The sequence below is a fragment of the Limnobaculum xujianqingii genome, assembly GCF_013394855.1.
Classification (GTDB): Bacteria; Pseudomonadota; Gammaproteobacteria; order Enterobacterales; family Enterobacteriaceae; genus Limnobaculum; species Limnobaculum xujianqingii.
The window spans coordinates 1,349,434-1,367,205 of the sequence record NZ_JABMLK010000001.1 but is presented as its reverse complement, the minus strand read 5'-3'; the positions used below and the strand labels follow the sequence as shown (position 1 = coordinate 1,367,205).

Annotated in this window: 15 protein-coding genes; all 15 read left to right on the top strand. The window is 49.5% G+C overall.

Annotated features, from left to right (window positions below):
- Positions 1 to 265: 265 nt before the first annotated feature.
- The 15 genes from GOL65_RS06210 to GOL65_RS06140 all read left to right on the top strand — a co-directional run bounded on the left by GOL65_RS06210 (position 266) and on the right by GOL65_RS06140 (position 17,720).
- Complete coding sequence (locus GOL65_RS06210; protein WP_108901847.1) at positions 266 to 697, top strand: NADH-quinone oxidoreductase subunit A; 432 nt, start codon at positions 266 to 268, stop codon at positions 695 to 697.
- Positions 698 to 712: 15 nt separating this feature from the next.
- Positions 713 to 1,387: a NuoB/complex I 20 kDa subunit family protein gene (locus GOL65_RS06205; RefSeq protein ID WP_108901848.1), complete on the top strand. Its 675-nt coding sequence runs from the start codon at positions 713 to 715 to the stop codon at positions 1,385 to 1,387.
- 80 nt (positions 1,388 to 1,467) lie between these two features.
- Positions 1,468 to 3,264, top strand: coding sequence for an NADH-quinone oxidoreductase subunit C/D (gene nuoC / locus GOL65_RS06200; RefSeq protein ID WP_140919335.1), 1,797 nt, complete (start codon positions 1,468 to 1,470; stop codon positions 3,262 to 3,264).
- Between the two features lie 2 nt (positions 3,265 to 3,266).
- Complete coding sequence (gene nuoE, locus GOL65_RS06195; RefSeq protein ID WP_140919334.1) at positions 3,267 to 3,752, top strand: NADH-quinone oxidoreductase subunit NuoE; 486 nt, start codon at positions 3,267 to 3,269, stop codon at positions 3,750 to 3,752.
- Positions 3,749 to 5,116 carry an NADH-quinone oxidoreductase subunit NuoF gene (gene nuoF, locus GOL65_RS06190; protein WP_140919333.1) on the top strand — a complete coding sequence of 456 codons (1,368 nt, stop codon included), beginning with the start codon at positions 3,749 to 3,751 and terminating at the stop codon, positions 5,114 to 5,116. The genes nuoE and nuoF overlap by 4 nt, the downstream gene beginning before the upstream one ends.
- A gap of 93 nt (positions 5,117 to 5,209) precedes the next feature.
- Entirely contained in the window at positions 5,210 to 7,951 is a 2,742-nt protein-coding gene (gene nuoG, locus GOL65_RS06185) for an NADH-quinone oxidoreductase subunit NuoG (RefSeq protein WP_140919332.1), read from the top strand.
- Positions 7,948 to 8,925 (top strand): NADH-quinone oxidoreductase subunit NuoH, encoded by a 978-nt coding sequence (gene nuoH, locus GOL65_RS06180; RefSeq protein ID WP_108901852.1) that lies wholly within the window; start codon positions 7,948 to 7,950, stop codon positions 8,923 to 8,925. The genes nuoG and nuoH overlap by 4 nt, the downstream gene beginning before the upstream one ends.
- A 13-nt stretch (positions 8,926 to 8,938) precedes the next feature.
- A complete protein-coding gene (gene nuoI, locus GOL65_RS06175; protein ID WP_108901853.1) occupies positions 8,939 to 9,481 on the top strand; it encodes an NADH-quinone oxidoreductase subunit NuoI in 543 nt (180 codons plus the stop codon).
- An 11-nt stretch (positions 9,482 to 9,492) separates the two neighbouring features.
- Complete coding sequence (gene nuoJ, locus GOL65_RS06170) at positions 9,493 to 10,023, top strand: NADH-quinone oxidoreductase subunit J (protein WP_130590929.1); 531 nt, start codon at positions 9,493 to 9,495, stop codon at positions 10,021 to 10,023.
- Positions 10,020 to 10,322, top strand: coding sequence for an NADH-quinone oxidoreductase subunit NuoK (gene nuoK, locus GOL65_RS06165; RefSeq protein WP_108901855.1), 303 nt, complete (start codon positions 10,020 to 10,022; stop codon positions 10,320 to 10,322). The genes nuoJ and nuoK overlap by 4 nt, the downstream gene beginning before the upstream one ends.
- Positions 10,319 to 12,166, top strand: a complete 1,848-nt coding sequence (nuoL, locus tag GOL65_RS06160; RefSeq protein WP_179038194.1) for an NADH-quinone oxidoreductase subunit L — start codon at positions 10,319 to 10,321, stop codon at positions 12,164 to 12,166. Before nuoK ends, nuoL begins: the two co-directional genes overlap by 4 nt.
- A 74-nt stretch (positions 12,167 to 12,240) precedes the next feature.
- Positions 12,241 to 13,773 (top strand): NADH-quinone oxidoreductase subunit M, encoded by a 1,533-nt coding sequence (nuoM, locus tag GOL65_RS06155; RefSeq protein WP_179038193.1) that lies wholly within the window; start codon positions 12,241 to 12,243, stop codon positions 13,771 to 13,773.
- A 6-nt stretch (positions 13,774 to 13,779) separates the two neighbouring features.
- Positions 13,780 to 15,237 carry an NADH-quinone oxidoreductase subunit NuoN gene (gene nuoN, locus GOL65_RS06150; protein ID WP_140919329.1) on the top strand — a complete coding sequence of 486 codons (1,458 nt, stop codon included), beginning with the start codon at positions 13,780 to 13,782 and terminating at the stop codon, positions 15,235 to 15,237.
- 691 nt (positions 15,238 to 15,928) lie between these two features.
- Positions 15,929 to 17,242: an isochorismate synthase MenF gene (menF, locus tag GOL65_RS06145; protein WP_140919328.1), complete on the top strand. Its 1,314-nt coding sequence runs from the start codon at positions 15,929 to 15,931 to the stop codon at positions 17,240 to 17,242.
- Positions 17,243 to 17,252: 10 nt separating this feature from the next.
- Complete coding sequence (locus tag GOL65_RS06140; protein WP_140919327.1) at positions 17,253 to 17,720, top strand: methyltransferase family protein; 468 nt, start codon at positions 17,253 to 17,255, stop codon at positions 17,718 to 17,720.
- The last annotated feature ends 52 nt before the right edge of the window (positions 17,721 to 17,772 follow it).

The window sequence follows — 17,772 nt, the reverse complement described above, 5'->3', positions numbered from 1 at the left end:
GAGTTCAGTTATTTTTATGCTGACTCGATTTAGTTAGATCGAGCAGTTTTATCTCTGTTTTGTGATTTGTATTAGTAAATGTTTGGTTGATGTTGACGAATTGTTGTAAAAAAGAGTAAAACTCCACGTTAATCATTGCGTAAGACAATGAAGCCCAACCAGGGTGCAGGCGTTTTATTTTTCCTTTTAATTGTCGTAGTCATCGGATTGGCTCTCCTGAGAACAAGCCGGTAAATACTATTTTTTCTAAGAGTAGTAAGAGCATATGCCTACAAGCACTGAAGTTTTCGCCCATAACTGGGCTTTTGCCGTATTTATTGTTATTGCATTGGGCCTGTGTGCCTTTATGCTCACCGCCGCCTATTTTCTTGGTGGCCGTGCCAGAGCAAGAACCAAAAATACGCCATATGAATCAGGTATCGATGCCGTAGGGTCCGCACGTTTGCGCCTCTCTGCTAAATTCTATCTGGTTGCCATGTTCTTCGTTATCTTCGATGTTGAAGCCCTTTATCTGTTTGCCTGGTCTGTTTCTGTTCGTGAAAGCGGCTGGATAGGATTCATCGAAGCAGCCATTTTCATTTTTGTTCTTTTGGCCGGATTGTTTTATCTGGTGCGCATCGGTGCATTGGACTGGACGCCGCAGCGTTCCAAACGGCAGCTTAAGAACAGTGCAAAAATTCCCAGTAACTTGCAGTAACAGCGAGGCTTGAAGATGAAATATACGCTCACTCGCGTAGATCTCGACGGTGAAAACGATCGTTATCCTCTACAAAAGCAGGAAATTGTCACCGACCCCCTGGAACAGGATGCTCAAAAAGGCATCTTTATGGGCAAGCTCGATACTGCCCTGAACGATGTAGTTAACTGGGGGCGTAAAAATTCGCTCTGGCCTTTTAACTTCGGACTGTCCTGTTGCTACGTTGAAATGGTGACCTCGTTTACCGCGGTTCATGACGTTTCTCGCTTTGGTGCGGAAGTACTGCGTGCTTCTCCGCGTCAGGCCGACTTTATGGTGGTTGCCGGTACCTGTTTTGTCAAAATGGCGCCGGTTATTCAGCGTTTGTACGATCAGATGCTGGAACCTAAATGGGTTATCTCGATGGGTGCCTGTGCCAACTCTGGCGGCATGTACGACATCTATTCCGTAGTACAAGGCGTTGATAAATTTATACCGGTTGATGTGTATATTCCCGGTTGTCCGCCGCGTCCGGAAGCCTATATGCAGGCACTTCTGTTATTACGTGATTCTATCGGTCAGGAACGTCGTCCACTCTCCTGGGTGGTTGGCGAGCAGGGCGTGTATCGCAAAGAGATGCAGTCAGAAAAAGAACGCAAGCGCGCCGAGCGCATTGCCGTCACGAATCTGCGCACCCCTGACGAAATTTAACTTTAGCCAAAGCACCTGCCCGTTAATGCGGGTGTTTTAGCAACAGAATTTTATTTGAGTAATGAGCGGCGAAAACAACTATGACAGAACCGATGACGCAGGCGAGCGACCAACCCGCCTGGCAAACACGGGATCATCTTGATGATCCGGTAATAGGTGAACTGCACAACCGTTTTGGGCCAGACGCCTTTACCGTTCAACCTACCCGTACTGGCGTGCCAGTGGTGTGGGTTAAACGTGAGCAGCTTCTGGAGGTAATGACCTTCTTACGTAAGCAACCAAAACCCTATGTCATGCTATTTGATTTACATGGCATGGACGAACGTTTACGTACCCACCGCAACGGTTTACCGGCTGCGGATTTTTCCGTTTTCTACCACCTGATTTCTGTTGAGCGTAATAAAGACATTATGCTGAAAGTCGCTCTGGTGGAAAACGATCTGCATGTGCCGACCGTGACCGGCATTTTCCCTAACGCCAATTGGTATGAGCGTGAAACCTGGGAAATGTTTGGTATCACCATTGATGGTCACCCAAACCTGCGTCGTATCATGATGCCGGACACCTGGGAAGGGCATCCGCTACGTAAAGATTATCCGGCGCGTGCTACAGAATTCGATCCTTTTGTCTTAACCAAGGCAAAAGAAGATCTGGAGATGGAATCACTAACCTTCAAACCTGAAGAGTGGGGTATGAAGCGTGGAACCAAAAACGAGGACTTTATGTTCCTCAACCTGGGTCCTAACCATCCATCTTCTCACGGAGCATTCCGTATCATTATGCAATTGGACGGTGAAGAGATCGTCGATTGCGTACCGGATATCGGTTACCACCACCGCGGTGCAGAAAAAATGGGCGAACGCCAGTCATGGCATAGCTACATTCCGTTCACTGACCGTATTGAATATCTTGGTGGCTGTATCAACGAAATGCCATATGTGCTGGCAGTTGAGAAGCTGGCAGGTATCGAAGTTCCGGACAAAGTGAAAACCATCCGGGTGATGCTGTCTGAACTGTTCCGTATTAACAGTCACCTGCTGTATATCTCTACCTATATTCAGGACGTTGGTGCTATGACACCAGTGTTCTTCGCCTTTAGTGACCGCGCCCGTATTTATGACATCGTTGAAGCCATTACCGGTTTCCGTATGCACCCGGCATGGTTCCGCATTGGCGGTGTAGCTCATGACCTGCCAAAAGGCTGGGAGAAGCTGCTAAAAGAATTCCTCGACTGGATGCCGAAGCGTCTTGATTCTTATGTTAAAGCCGCTTTGCAAAACACCATTCTGAAAGGCCGTACCGTGGGTGTGGCTCAGTACAGTGCAGAAGAAGCGCTGGCCTGGGGTGTTACCGGTGCCGGGCTGCGAGCAACGGGCATCGATTTTGATGTGCGTAAAGCTCGTCCTTACTCTGGCTACGAAAACTTCGAGTTCGAAGTACCAATCAGCTATAACGGCGACTGCTATGACCGTGTGATGCTGAAAGTGGAAGAGCTACGCCAGAGCTTGCGGATTCTGGAACAGTGTCTGAATAACATGCCTGAAGGGCCGTTTAAAGCAGACCATCCACTGACTACGCCTCCGCCAAAAGAGCGTTCATTGCAGCATATCGAAACCCTGATTACTCACTTCCTGCAAGTGTCATGGGGTCCGGTAATGCCGGCTAACGAATCGTTCAGCATGGTGGAAGCCACCAAAGGGATCAATAGCTACTATCTGACCAGCGACGGCGGCACCATGAGCTACCGTACCCGGGTTCGTACGCCGAGCTATGCGCATCTGCAGCAGATCCCGTCCGTCATTCGTGGCTGCCTGGTATCAGACTTAATTGTCTATCTGGGTAGTATTGATTTTGTTATGTCAGACGTGGATCGCTAGTTATGACCGATAAAGAAATTTTCACGCTGAGTGCGGAAGAGCTCGAAGCGATTGAGCACGAGAAACATCATTACGAAGATCCGCGCGCGGCATCGATTGAAGCACTGAAACTGGTGCAAAAGAAACGCGGCTGGGTTCCTGATGGTGCTATTGGCGCAATTGCTGATGTATTAGGCATTCCTGCCAGTGACGTAGAAGGTGTGGCCACTTTCTACAGCCAGATTTATCGTCGCCCGGTTGGCCGTCATGTGATTCGCTACTGCGACAGCGTAGTGTGTTACATCAACGGCTATCAGGGAATTCAGGCAGCGCTTGAGAGAAAGCTGGATATCAAGCCGGGCCAAACTACCTTTGATGGACGTTTCACCCTGTTGCCAACCTGCTGTTTAGGTAACTGTGACAAAGGGCCAAGTATGATGATCGATGAGGATACTCATGAGCATCTGAAACCGGAAGATATTGAGAAACTACTGGAGCAATATCAATGAGCGGGCCAACATTATTAGGTACTCAACGTATCCTGACGGAAGAGCAACATCCTCTGACCTGGCGTCTGCGAGCTGACCAGCAGCCGGTATGGTTTGATGAATATCGCAGTAAAAGCGGTTATGTCGGTGCAGAAAAAGCCCTGAAGGGAATGGCGCCGGACGATGTGGTTTCTACTGTCAAAGACTCAGGCTTAAGCGGTCGCGGCGGTGCTGGCTTCTCCACTGGTCTTAAGTGGAGCCTGATGCCGAAAGACGAAAGCATGAATGTCCGTTACATCCTGTGTAATGCGGATGAAATGGAGCCAGGCACATATAAAGACCGCCTGCTGATGGAGCAACTGCCTCATCTGCTGGTTGAAGGTATGCTGATTGGCGGTTTCGCTCTGAAAGCCTATCGCGGTTATATCTTCCTGCGTGGCGAATATATTGAAGCAGCCGATCATCTGCGTCGTGCCATTGAAGAGGCGAAAAAAGCCGGCTTCCTGGGCAAGAATATTTTAGGCAGCGGATTTGATTTCGAGCTGTTTGTTCATACCGGTGCAGGGCGTTATATCTGCGGTGAAGAAACCGCATTGATTAACTCACTGGAAGGCCGTCGTGCTAACCCTCGCTCTAAACCACCATTTCCTGCCACTTCTGGCGCATGGGGTAAACCAACCTGCGTAAATAACGTAGAAACCCTGTGTAACGTTCCGTCTATTGTTCAGCATGGTCCTGAATGGTATCGCGGTTTGTCTGCCGGTAAGAGTCAGGATGCAGGTACTAAACTGATGGGCTTCTCTGGTCGGGTGAAAAATCCGGGCCTGTGGGAATTGCCTTTCGGTATTACAGCACGTGAACTGCTGGAAGATTATGCTAGCGGTATGCAGGATGGTCTGAAGCTGAAAGCCTGGCAACCGGGCGGAGCAGGGACCGATTTCCTGACCGAAGCACACCTCGATTTACCAATGGACTTTGCCAATATTGCAAAAGCCGGTAGCCGTTTAGGTACCGCGTTGGCGATGGCCGTTGATGACAAAATTAGTATGGTTGGATTGACCCGCAATCTCGAAGAGTTCTTCGCGCGCGAATCCTGCGGTTGGTGTACTCCATGCCGTGACGGTTTGCCGTGGAGCGTGAAAATTCTGACCGCACTGGAAAAAGGCGAAGGCCAGCCGGGGGATGTTGAAACCCTTGAGCAGCTGTGTCGTTTCCTGTCGCCGGGCCACACCTTCTGCGCACTGGCGCCGGGGGCAGTTGAGCCATTACAGAGTGCGATTAAGTATTTCCGTGAAGAGTTTGAAGCGGGTATTAAAGTGAAAACCTTTAATAACCTGAATCCAATCGCCGGGATCCAGCCAAACCTGCTGAAGCAGCGTTGGTAAACGTCATTTATATATAAAGAAACGACGACGATCCGGGAACGAATTTTTTAAGTTATATGCCCGCTGTTGCGGGCTACAGGAAGCATGCTGACTATGGCAACGATTCATGTAGACGGCGAAGAATACGAAGTTGATGGTGCTGAGAACCTGCTGCAGGCATGTCTCTCACTGGGCCTCGATATTCCTTACTTTTGCTGGCATCCGGCGCTTGGTAGCGTCGGCGCTTGCCGCCAATGTGCGGTAAAGCAGTTCCAGGGGCCTGATGATAAACGCGGGCGTTTGGTTATGTCATGTATGACACCGGCATCTGACGGTAGCTATATTGCTATTGAAGATGAAGAAGCCAAAAAATTCCGCGAAGCCGTCGTGGAGTTCTTAATGGTAAACCACCCTCACGACTGTCCGGTCTGTGAGGAGGGCGGAAACTGTCATTTACAAGATATGACCGTAATGACCGGTCATAGCTTCCGCAAATATCGCTTTAATAAGCGTACCCATAACAATCAGGAGCTGGGGCCTTTCATTAATCATGAAATGAACCGCTGTATCGCTTGTTATCGCTGCGTTCGCTATTACAAAGATTATGCGGGTGGTGAAGACTTTGGCGTATATGGTTCTCATGACAACGTGTACTTTGGGCGTCCGGAAGACGGTACCCTGGAAAGCGAATTCTCAGGCAACCTGGTGGAAGTCTGTCCTACCGGTGTATTTACCGATAAGACTCACTCCGAGCGCTATAACCGTAAATGGGATATGCAGTTTGCCCCAAGCATTTGCCAACAGTGTAGCGTCGGCTGTAATACCAGCCCGGGCGAACGCTATGGTGAATTGCGCCGCATTGAGAACCGTTACAACGGTACGGTAAACCACTATTTCTTATGTGACCGCGGCCGTTTTGGCTACGGTTACGTTAACCTGAAAGATCGTCCACGCAGTCCGCAGCAGTTACGCGGTCAGGACTGGATTCACCTAAATCCGGAACAGGCGATGGAAGGTGCAGCAGATGTATTGCGTCAGTCTAAGAAAACCATTGGTATTGGTTCACCACGCGCCAGTCTGGAAAGTAACTATGCGTTACGTCAACTGGTTGGTGCTGAGAACTACTCCAACGGTATGGAAGCTGGCGAATTAGCCCGCGTTCAACTGATGCAGAAAGTGCTACGTGAAAGTGGTTTATACACCCCTTCACTGCGCGAGATGGAAGGCTATGATGCGGTGCTGGTACTGGGTGAAGATGTCACTCAAACTAGTGCGCGTATTGCTCTGGCACTGCGTCAGGCAGTAAAAGGCAAAGCTCGCGAAATGGCAGCCGCCCAGCGCGTTGCCGACTGGCAGATCGCTGCGGTACAAAATATTGGTCAACATGCGAAATATCCGCTGTTTGTGACCAACATTGATAGTACTCGCCTTGATGATGTTGCCGCCTGGAATTACAGCGCTTCTGTTGCTGAGCAGGCGCGTTTAGGTTTTGCCATTGCTCAGGGTATTGATAGTTCTGCGCCAGCGGTAGCAGATTTACCTGCATCGCTAAAAGGCAAAGTAGATATCATCGTTCAGGCTTTATCCGGTGCCAGAAAACCATTAATTGTTACCGGCAGCGGTGCTGGCAGCGAAGAGATTATTCAGGCTGCAACCAATATCGCACTGGCGCTGAAAAAGCAGGGTCTGGAAACAGGTATCACCTTCGTTGCTGCAGAATCTAACAGCATGGGTGTGGCGATGATTGGTGGCAGCTCCATCGATGATGCGCTGACTCAAATCGAAAACGGTGAAGCCGATACCTTAATCGTAATGGAGAATGACTTATACCGTCATGCTTCCAGAGCGCGTATTGATGCGGCACTGGCTAAAGTTGAAAATCTTATCGTCGTTGATCACCAACGTACTGAAGTGATGGATAAAGCAACGCTGATTCTTTCTGCGGCAAGCTTTGCTGAAAGTGACGGTACGCTGGTCAATCAGGAAGGCCGCGCTCAGCGCTTCTTCCAGGTTTACGAACCTTCGTTCTACGATAAAGATCGCGCTCATAAGAGCTATATTCTGGAAAGCTGGCGCTGGCTGCATTCGCTGGACAGCGTATATAACAGCCGTCGTCTTGACTGGACGCTGTTGGATCACGTGGTTAGCGCTGTGGCACAAGAGTTCCCACTTTTGGCCGGTATCGTTAACGCTGCGCCGGATGCTTCATTCCGTATTAAAGGTCTGAAAATTGCCCGTGAACCTCACCGTTACAGTGGTCGTACCGCGATGATGGCTGATGTTAGCGTGCATGAAAAACGTCAACCTCAGGACAATGACACTGCCTTTGCTTATTCAATGGAAGGCTATAGCGCACCTGAAGCCGATCGTCAGCAAATTCCGTTTGCCTGGGCTCCGGGTTGGAACTCACCGCAGGCATGGAACAAGTTCCAGTCTGAAGTGGGTGGAAAACTGCGTTCTGGCGATCCGGGTGTGCGTCTGATTGAGAAAGCGGAAAGCGGCGAACTGGCTTATTTTGATGCGGTAGTTAATGTACCGACTGGCGGCGAAAACAGCTGGCTGGTAGCACCTTATTACCATCTGTTTGGTAGTGATGAAATGTCACAACGTTCTGATGTGATTCAGCAGCGTATGCCTGAGGCTTACGTGATGCTTAATCCACAAGACGCAGCCAAACTGAGCGTCAATACCGGTTCTGTAGTGGCTTTCAGCTGTGAAGGTTCTGACCTGAAGCTGCCGGTCAGAATCAGCGATACGCTGGAAGCGGGCTTTATTGGTCTGCCTCTGGGCTTACCGGGCATTTCTCCTGCTCTGGTTGGCAAGCGCATTGACAACCTGAAGGAGACAACGGTATGAGTTGGCTGACTCCGGAAGTGACAGATACTCTGATTGCTATCGGTAAAGCAGTGGTGATCCTGTTGGTAGTGGTAACCTGTGGCGCGCTGATGAGTTTCGGTGAACGCCGCCTGTTATCTCTGTTTCAGGATCGTTACGGACCAAACCGGGTAGGGCCGTTTGGTTCACTGCAAATCGTGGCGGACATGATCAAGATGTTCTTCAAAGAGGACTGGGTTCCCAACTTCTCTGACAAGATGATCTTTACTCTGGCACCGATTATCGCCTTCAGCTCAATGCTACTGGCTTTCGCGATCGTACCAGTTACCCCGACCTGGGGTGTATCTGACCTGAATATCGGCATCCTGTTCTTCTTTATGCTGGCTGGTCTGGCGGTATATGCGGTGCTGTTCGCCGGTTGGTCAAGTAACAACAAATACGCTCTGTTAGGTGCCATGCGCGCCTCGGCGCAAACCCTGAGCTATGAAGTGTTCCTGGGCTTGTCGCTAATGGGTATTGTTGCGGTGACCGGTTCGTTTAACATGCGCGATATCGTAGAAGCTCAGGCTGATGTCTGGTTTGTTATTCCTCAGTTTTTTGGCTTTGTCACCTTTGTGATAGCGGGCATAGCAGTATGTCACCGCCATCCATTTGACCAGCCGGAAGCGGAACAGGAACTGGCTGATGGTTACCACATTGAATATTCCGGTATGAAGTTTGGTTTGTTCTTCGTCGGTGAATATGTCGGTATCGTCACTATTTCTGCCTTAATCGTGACGCTGTTCTTCGGTGGCTGGCAGGGGCCGTTCTTACCACCTATTCTGTGGTTTGCTCTGAAAACCGGCTTCTTCATGATGATGTTTATTCTGGTACGGGCATCATTGCCTCGTCCACGTTATGACCAGGTGATGTCTTTTGGCTGGCGCGTTTGCCTGCCGTTAACGCTGTTGAACCTGTTGGTTACAGCGGCCATCATTCTGATTAAAGCGCAATAAGGGAGAGATAACCATGACATTAAAAGAGTTAGTGGTTGGCTTCGGTACCCAACTGCGCAGTCTGTGGATGATTTTCCTGCACGCGTTTCATAAGCGTGACACGAGAATGTACCCGGATGTACCTATTTATGTACCGCCTCGTTACCGTGGTCGTATTGTTCTGACTCGCGATCCAGACGGGGAAGAGCGTTGCGTAGCCTGTAACCTGTGTGCGGTTGCCTGTCCGGTTGGCTGTATCTCGCTGCAAAAAGCCGAGATGCAGGATGGCCGTTGGTATCCGGAATTTTTCCGTATTAACTTCTCACGCTGCATTTTCTGCGGCATGTGTGAAGAGGCTTGCCCGACCACGGCAATTCAGCTGACGCCAGACTTTGAAATGGCTGACTTTAAACGTCAGGATCTGGTGTATGAAAAAGAAGATCTGCTGATTTCTGGTCCGGGTAAATACCCTGAGTATAGCTTCTACCGGATGTCCGGTATGGCGATTGACGGCAAGGGTAAAGGCGAAGCGGAAAACGAATCTAAACCAATTGACCTGAAAAGTCTTTTACCCTAAAGGAGCGGAACGTGGAAGTTGCATTTTATATTTCAGCGGCCATTGCCGTTCTGGCAACGCTAAGGGTGATTACACATACCAATCCGGTGCATGCGTTACTGTTTTTAATCGTCTCGCTGCTGGCTATTTCCTGCGTGTTCTTCTCGCTGGGAGCCTACTTTGCCGGTGCGCTTGAAATTATCGTTTACGCCGGGGCCATTATGGTGCTGTTCGTGTTCGTAGTGATGATGCTGAATCTTGGTGATTCAGTAACCCATCAGGAACGTGAGTGGCTGAAACCTGGCGTATGGCTTGGCCCTGCGGCACTGTGTCTGGTGCTGTTAGTGATCCTGTGCATTGGTATCTATAGCGCAGCGGGTCAACCTATTTATGGGGATATGGTAGACGCAAAACGAGTGGGTGTAAGCCTGTTCGGTCCTTACGTTCTTGCCGTTGAACTGGCTTCTATGCTGCTGTTAGCAGGTCTTGTTGTTGCTTACCACTTAGGTCGTGAGAACAAGAGTGCTGAAGCGTCGATTAACAAAACGGAGGAACAAGCATGATCCCATTGGAACATGGTCTGATACTGGCGGCGATTCTGTTCGCGCTGGGTCTGGCCGGGCTGCTGATCCGTCGTAACTTGTTATTCATGCTGATCAGCCTGGAAATCATGATCAACGCCGTAGCGTTGGCGTTTGTAGTGGCGGGTAGCTTTTGGCAACAGCCGGATGGACAAGTAATGTACATTCTGGTGATTAGCCTGGCAGCGGCAGAGGCCAGTATCGGTCTTGCGCTGTTATTACAGCTTCATCGTCGTCGTCAAACCCTGAATGTCGACTCTGTCAGTGAGATGCGCGGATGAACCAGAACCTACTATATCTAACAATTTTGCTACCGCTGCTGGGCTTTTTGCTGCTGGCATTCTCCCGCGGTCGCTGGTCTGAGAACACTTCTGCTACGGTGGGTGTGGGTTCTATCGGTCTGGCAGCTCTGGTTACGGCGTGGATAGTTTATAGCTTTGTCTCTCAGGGAAATTCAGCAGAAGTATCGCAACAGGTTCTCTGGACCTGGATGAAAGTGGATAACTTCGATATCAGCGTAACCTTAACGCTGGATAGCCTGTCGGTCACCATGTTGTCAGTGGTGGTGGGCGTTGGCTTCTTTATTCACCTGTATGCTTCCTGGTATATGCGCGGTGAAGAGGGTTATTCTCGTTTCTTTGCTTACACTAACCTGTTTATCGCCAGCATGGTGGTTTTGGTACTGGCCGACAACTTACTGCTGATGTATCTCGGCTGGGAAGGGGTGGGGCTATGTAGTTATCTGTTAATCGGTTTCTACTACACCAATCCGAACAATGGTGCAGCAGCCATGAAAGCCTTTATCGTGACCCGTGTGGGTGACGTGTTCCTGGCCATTGGTCTGTTTATCCTGTTCCACGAACTGGGCACGCTGAACATCCGCGAGATGCTGGAATTAGCACCGCAGAAATTTGCTGCTGGCTCAACGGCGCTGAACTGGGCAACCCTGATGTTAGTTGGTGGTGCAGTAGGTAAATCAGCACAGTTACCGTTACAAACCTGGCTGGCCGATGCGATGGCTGGTCCAACACCGGTTTCTGCTCTGATCCACGCCGCGACCATGGTTACCGCGGGTGTCTATCTGATTGCCCGTACTAACGGTCTGTTCCTGTTAACGCCAGAAGTATTGAATCTGGTTGGCGTTATCGGTGGTGTGACTTTGTTGCTGGCAGGTTTTGCAGCACTGGTTCAAACCGATATCAAACGTGTTCTGGCTTACTCAACCATGAGTCAACTGGGTTACATGTTCCTGGCGCTTGGCGTACAGGCATGGGACGCAGCAATCTTCCACCTGATGATGCACGCTTTCTTTAAAGCGCTGTTATTCCTGTCATCCGGCTCGGTGATTCTGGCTTGCCATCACGAGCAAAACATTTTCAAAATGGGCGGATTACGTAAGAAGATCCCTCTGGTATATGTTTGCTTCCTGGTGGGTGGTGCGGCGCTGTCTGCCTTACCAATGGTCACTTCCGGCTTCTTTAGTAAGGATAAGATCCTGTTTGAAGCCTATGCATCAGGCCACTTTAACTTAATGCTGGCAGGCTTAGTTGGGGCATTCCTGACCTCGCTATATACCTTCCGCATGATCTTTATTGTGTTCCACGGCGAAGAAAAAACCGAAGCGCATTCAGTGGGTGGGATTTCCCATACTTTACCGCTGGTGGTGCTGTTGGTGTTATCAACCGCTGTGGGTGCTTTCCTGGCGCTGCCGCTGAACGGTGTGTTACCGGTTCGTGAATGGCCAGAAGAAGGCAAACTGATGTTAGAGATGATCTCCGGTGGTGTGGCGATTGTTGGTATCTTACTGGCGGCGGTGCTGTACCTTGGCAAACGTCAAATGGTTACCAGCATTGCACAAAGCGGACCGGGCAAACTGCTCTCTACCTGGTGGTATAACGCGTGGGGCTTCGACTGGCTGTATGACAAGGTGTTTGTTAAACCTTATCTGGCAGTGGCGAAGCTGTTACAGCGTGATCCACTGAACTCTCTGATGAATCTGACGGCGATGTTTGTTCGCTTATGTAACCGTACGATGGTAGTCAGTGAAAATGGTCTGTTGCGCTGGTACGCCGCGTCAATGGCTTTGGGTGCAGTGGTCGTATTGGCTCTGTTATTGTGGGTTTAACTGAATAACTTAACAAAAGAAAAATTTTGTAGTTTTTCAAATAAAGCTTATTCAAATAAAGGACATAAAACGCCATGCTACTACCTTGGCTAATACTTTTACCCTTTATCGGCGGCTTCCTTTGCTGGCCGAGCGAGCGCTTAGGTAAACAAGTGCCTCGTTATGTTGCGCTGATATCGATGGGGTTAACGCTGGTTCTCTCCCTGTATCTGTGGATGGAGAGCGGCTTTACTGTCACTTCTCCGCAGAATATGTGGTTGGCTGAGCCATTCCGCGTAGACTGGATCCCAAGCCTTGGCATTCAGATCCATCTGGCATTAGATGGTCTGTCACTGCTGATGGTGGTATTGACTGCTTTTCTTGGGCTGCTGGCTATCCTCTGTTCATGGACAGAAGGTCAGCGCTCTCAGGGTTTCTTCCATTTAAACCTGCTGTGGATTCTCGGTGGGGTAATGGGGGTGTTCCTGGCAGTCGATATGTTCCTGTTCTTCTTCTTCTGGGAGATTATGCTGGTTCCGATGTACTTCCTGATTGCTCTTTGGGGGCATAAAGGATCTGACGGTAAAACCCGCATTAGCGCAGCAACTAAATTCTTTATCTATGCGCAGGCCAGCAGCCTGTTCATGTTGATTGCCATTGTTGGTCTGGTATTTGTTCACTTCAAAGCCACCGGCGTGATGACCTTCAACTATGAAGACTTGCTGAATACGCCAATGTCCTACGAAGTACAGTTCCTGCTGATGCTGGGCTTCTTTATCGCCTTTGCGATGAAAATGCCGGTAGTGCCACTGCACGGCTGGTTGCCGGATGCTCACAGTCAGGCACCAACCGCAGGTTCTGTTGACCTTGCCGGTCTGCTGTTGAAGACCGCGGCTTATGGTTTACTGCGCTTCAGTCTGCCGTTCTTCCCGGAAGCGTCTCACGCGTTTGCACCAATTGCCATGTGGCTGGGTGTGTTAGGGATCTTCTACGGTGCCTGGATGGCGTTTGTTCAGACCGATATTAAACGTTTAATCGCTTACACCAGTATTTCCCACATGGGCTTTGTGATGATCGCTATTTATAGCGGTAGCGTGCTGGCTTATCAGGGTGCGGTGGTGCAGATGATTGCTCACGGCCTGTCAGCTGCCGGTCTGTTTATCATCAGTGGTCAACTGTATGAGCGTCTGCATACTCGCGATATGCGTGAAATGGGCGGTTTGTGGAAGCGTATTCGTTATTTACCAGCGCTGTCGCTGTTCTTTGCCGTAGCGACCTTAGGTATGCCAGGAACCGGTAACTTCGTTGGTGAATTTATGATTCTGTTTGGAAGCTATCCGGTAGTTCCGGTTATTACTGTGGTGGCAACTTTTGGTTTGGTATTCGCATCAGTTTACTCACTGGTTATGATGCAACGTGCTTATTACGGTGCACCAAAATCTGATAAACCAATTGCAGGCATGAACATGCGTGAGCTGTCCATGGTGCTGTTACTGGTGGTGTTGCTGGTACTGTTAGGCGTTTACCCTCAGCCGGTTCTGGATACGTCACACTCTGCGGTGAGCACCATTTCTCAATGGTATAACGCTGCGGCTTCCGTATCTCCAGACATGTCTATAGGAAAGTAAATCGCCATGACACTAACTGCACAACATATGCTTTCTCTATTACCGCTGTTAATCGTTGGATTGACCGTGGTGGTTGTGATGCTGTCCATTGCGTGGCGACGCGATCACTTCCTTAATGCAACAATTACGGTTATTGGCCTTAACGTTGCGCTGCTTTCGCTGTTTATTGTTGCACAGCAACCGGCTACGGATGTGACCCCGCTGCTACGAATCGATGGATTCTCAATCTTTTTCACCGCACTGGTGCTGCTGGCTAGCCTGGCAACCTGTACCTTTGCTTACCCATGGCTGAGTGGCTACCCGGATAATAAAGAAGAATTTTATTTGCTGGTGTTGATTGCTGCATTGGGTGGGGTGGTATTAGCGGGTGCTAACCATCTGGCATCGCTGTTTATTGGTATTGAACTGCTTTCATTGCCGCTGTTTGGTCTGGTGGGTTATGCTTATCGCCAGCGTCGCTCACTGGAAGCGTCAATTAAATATATGGTGTTGTCTGCGGCGGCTTCTTCATTCTTGCTGTTTGGTATGGCGCTGCTGTATGCGGGAACCGGTGGCTTGTCTTTCGCCGATCTGGGTCACAGCATGAGTGATAAGGTGCTGCATCAACCGCTGTTGATTGTTGGCCTTGGCATGATGCTGGTTGGCTTCGGCTTTAAGCTATCTCTGGTGCCGTTCCAACTGTGGACGCCGGACGTTTATCAGGGTGCTCCGGCTCCGGTATCAACCTTTCTGGCAACTGCCAGTAAGATTGCTATCTTCGGTGCGCTGGTGCGGATGTTCATGTATGCACCAGTAGCTGACGGTGAATCAGTTCGTACTGTGTTAGCGATCATTGCCTTCTGTTCCATTCTATTCGGTAACATTCTGGCACTGACTCAAAGCAACATTAAGCGGATGCTGGGTTATTCATCTATCGCTCACTTAGGTTACCTGCTGGTAGCGCTGATTGCGGTTCAGGGTCATCAACTATCGATTGAAACCATTAACGTCTATCTGGCAGGTTATCTGTTTGCTAGCTTGGGTGCTTTTGGTGTGGTCAGTCTGATGTCCAGCCCGTATACCGGTCCGGATGCTGAATCTCTGTATGCTTATCGCGGTCTGTTCTGGCATAAGCCAATTCTGTCTGCGGTGTTAACCGTGATGATGCTGTCTCTGGCTGGTGTGCCGATGACTTTAGGCTTTATTGGTAAGTTCTATGTTATCGCTATCGGTGTGAGTGCAGATTTATGGTGGTTAACCGTAACGGTAGTGGTCGGTAGTGCGATTGGTCTTTACTACTATCTGCGTACCATGGTCAGCCTGTATCTGGAAGCTCCGCAAGAACGTCAGCGTGATACACCAAGCAACTGGGCGTTAACCGCTGGTGGTGTGGTCGTTCTGCTGTCGGCGCTGGCAGTGCTGTTCTTTGGTCTGTATCCGGAGCCGCTGATTAAGCTGGCGCGGTATGCATTTCCAATGATGTAATAGTTTGTTGTTTTGATGAAAATACCGGCGATGTTTGCCGGTATTTTTAATTTAGAGGTATCAGTTTCAGTGGATATTCCGACCGTAAAGGCTGTGAGAGTATATTGGCGTTGTGCCCGGCCGGGAAACCATCTGTACTTGGCATTGGTGTGCATCGGGCCTAGATTCCCTAGGGGCCGTTACAAAACACCTTCGGTGTTTTGCCCTTCGGGCCAGCGCTAGCACTGTTCAAACAGGCTTTGCCTGTTTGTCGTTGGCTTACGCCAAGTCGACCCCAACGGCAATCTCTCCCGATGTTTGACAATGTAATAGTTAGTTTTAAGTCATTTTGCATGTAGAGATTATGTTTGCCAGTAAACAAATATCGGCCTTTGGGCTGATATTTCAAACTAATAATAAAAGCTGACCGTCGGGAGAGACGGGTGTTGGGGTCGTAGCAGCTTTAGCTGCCGGAGCGCCCCTAACCCGGCTAGGCCCGACGCACTCGGAGCTAAAGTACCGATGGTCTTCCGGCCGGGCACTATGAAAATATAAGCGCACAGTCATTACGGCCGGAATATCCCCAAAATTCAATTTTGTTTGGTAGTTCGCTTTTAAAAAAGACCTTTGTGCAGAAATCTATTTTTATCTGATTTTCGATTCAATCCACCGTATAATCCGTTGTTTTAAGTTTTATCTCCGAGAGGTTGTAGTGAAGCAAATATCTGAACTGGTGAAGCAGCTGCATGAGCGCCTGCAAGAAGTTGCTCGCCCGGAACCAGGTCGGGAGCGTATTACCGTTTCCCTCACGCTTCAGCAACGTACCTCGTTACTTAGTTGGCTTGCAGCCCAGCCAATTTTCCCACAGTTTTACTGGCGTCAGCGTGATGATTTAGAAGAAGCGGCAGTATGTGGGGAAGTGATTCGATTTAATGATGCGGATTCTGCCCGTCAGTTTTTGGTGACTAATAACGTCGCGGATATGCGTATCTGGGGATTGAATACCTTTGATCAGGTAGAAACTCCATCATTTAACACGCCGAAAAGTGCCTTATTTCTGCCTCGTATTGAGCTATTACGGGATATGGATGGCGGTAAGCTGGTGGTGAATCTTTACAGCGAAACCTCGCTGGCTGACGATGTGGCTATTGCACAGAAAAGCATTGAGCAGTTAACCACCTCCAGGCCGCTACCGGTACTTAATGTAAAGGTTAACAGCGTACAGCATCAGCCAGAAAAGCAGGGATGGTGCGATCTGTTAAATCAGGCACTGGAGGCTATTCAGCAAGGTCAGTTTGAAAAAGTAGTATTAGCCCGTAAGTCGACGCTATCGCTAAATGAACCTCTGAATCCGGCAGCGTTTCTCAATGCCAGCGAGAAAGTAAATCATCATTGCTTCCACTTTATGATGCGAATGGATGATAAAACGGCGTTTTTAGGATCGTCCCCTGAATGTCTGTTTTTACGGGTTGGTCAACATCTGACTACCGAAGCGCTGGCGGGTACGGTAGCCAGTTCATCGGATAACCAACAGGCGAAACAGCTGGGCGACTGGTTAATGCAGGATAAAAAGAACCAACATGAAAACCTGCTGGTGGTTGATGATATTTGCCAGCGGTTGCACGGCGGTATTCTGGCCATTGACGTTCTGCCTGCGGAGATTGTTCGCTTACGTAAAGTGCAACATCTGCGCCGTAGTATTCATGCGGAGCTGGCAGCGGCCAACGATGCAGACAGCCTGCAACGATTACAGCCAACGGCGGCAGTAGCGGGGCTTCCGCGCGAACCAGCCCGTCAGTTTATTTTGCAACATGAACCTTTTACGCGTGACTGGTACGCCGGTTCTGCCGGGTATATCTCTTTAAATCAAACCGAGTTCGCTGTTTCTCTGCGTTCTGCTTTGGTGGAGGGCAGTAATATCCATTTGTATGCCGGAGCCGGTATTGTAGCGGGTTCCGATCCCGAACAGGAGTGGCTGGAAATAGAGAACAAAGCGGCAGGATTAAGAACGCTGCTGGAAGAATAAAGGGTAAGCCATGAAATGTGCCGCACTGGAGTTGCGTTTTCCACCACCAATTATTTTTGTTATTTCTCTGCTGGTTATTGGTTTGATTAACTGGTGGTTCCCGGCATTCAGAACAGAATCTACTCTGATGCTAGTGGTGTCTGGCGTCTGTTTTCTGGCATCCGGCATCATTGGATTATCCAGTCTGGCAATGTTCTACCGTGAAAAGACCACGGTTAATCCTATCAAGGTAAACTCAGCGACTACTCTGGTTGATAGCGGTCTGTATGCTTTTTCCCGTAATCCGATGTATCTGGCATTGGCTTTATTGCTGCTGAGTATCTGTTTATGGTTGGGAAATTTGCTGGGGCTGACCGGGGTTGTGCTGTTCATTGCGTTTATCACCCGGTTTCAAATTATTCCGGAAGAAAGGGCGCTGACTGAGGTTTTTGGTGAGAATTATCAGCGTTACTGCCAACGAGTACGGCGTTGGTTGTAAATCCTCTTTTTTAGACATTCATTCTTTTGTCACATTAATCAGGTAAAAACAA

Excerpts from the sequence above, each read along its gene's own strand:
- GOL65_RS06210 (WP_108901847.1), top strand. The coding sequence starts at position 266 with ATGCCTACAAGCACTGAAGTTTTCGCCCATAACTGGGCTTTTGCCGTA.
- GOL65_RS06205 (WP_108901848.1), top strand. The coding sequence starts at position 713 with ATGAAATATACGCTCACTCGCGTAGATCTCGACGGTGAAAACGATCGT.
- nuoC (WP_140919335.1), top strand. The coding sequence starts at position 1,468 with ATGACAGAACCGATGACGCAGGCGAGCGACCAACCCGCCTGGCAAACA.
- nuoE (WP_140919334.1), top strand. The coding sequence starts at position 3,267 with ATGACCGATAAAGAAATTTTCACGCTGAGTGCGGAAGAGCTCGAAGCG.
- nuoF (WP_140919333.1), top strand. The coding sequence starts at position 3,749 with ATGAGCGGGCCAACATTATTAGGTACTCAACGTATCCTGACGGAAGAG.
- nuoG (WP_140919332.1), top strand. The coding sequence starts at position 5,210 with ATGGCAACGATTCATGTAGACGGCGAAGAATACGAAGTTGATGGTGCT.
- nuoH (WP_108901852.1), top strand. The coding sequence starts at position 7,948 with ATGAGTTGGCTGACTCCGGAAGTGACAGATACTCTGATTGCTATCGGT.
- nuoI (WP_108901853.1), top strand. The coding sequence starts at position 8,939 with ATGACATTAAAAGAGTTAGTGGTTGGCTTCGGTACCCAACTGCGCAGT.
- nuoK (WP_108901855.1), top strand. The coding sequence starts at position 10,020 with ATGATCCCATTGGAACATGGTCTGATACTGGCGGCGATTCTGTTCGCG.
- nuoL (WP_179038194.1), top strand. The coding sequence starts at position 10,319 with ATGAACCAGAACCTACTATATCTAACAATTTTGCTACCGCTGCTGGGC.
- nuoM (WP_179038193.1), top strand. The coding sequence starts at position 12,241 with ATGCTACTACCTTGGCTAATACTTTTACCCTTTATCGGCGGCTTCCTT.
- nuoN (WP_140919329.1), top strand. The coding sequence starts at position 13,780 with ATGACACTAACTGCACAACATATGCTTTCTCTATTACCGCTGTTAATC.
- GOL65_RS06140 (WP_140919327.1), top strand. The coding sequence starts at position 17,253 with ATGAAATGTGCCGCACTGGAGTTGCGTTTTCCACCACCAATTATTTTT.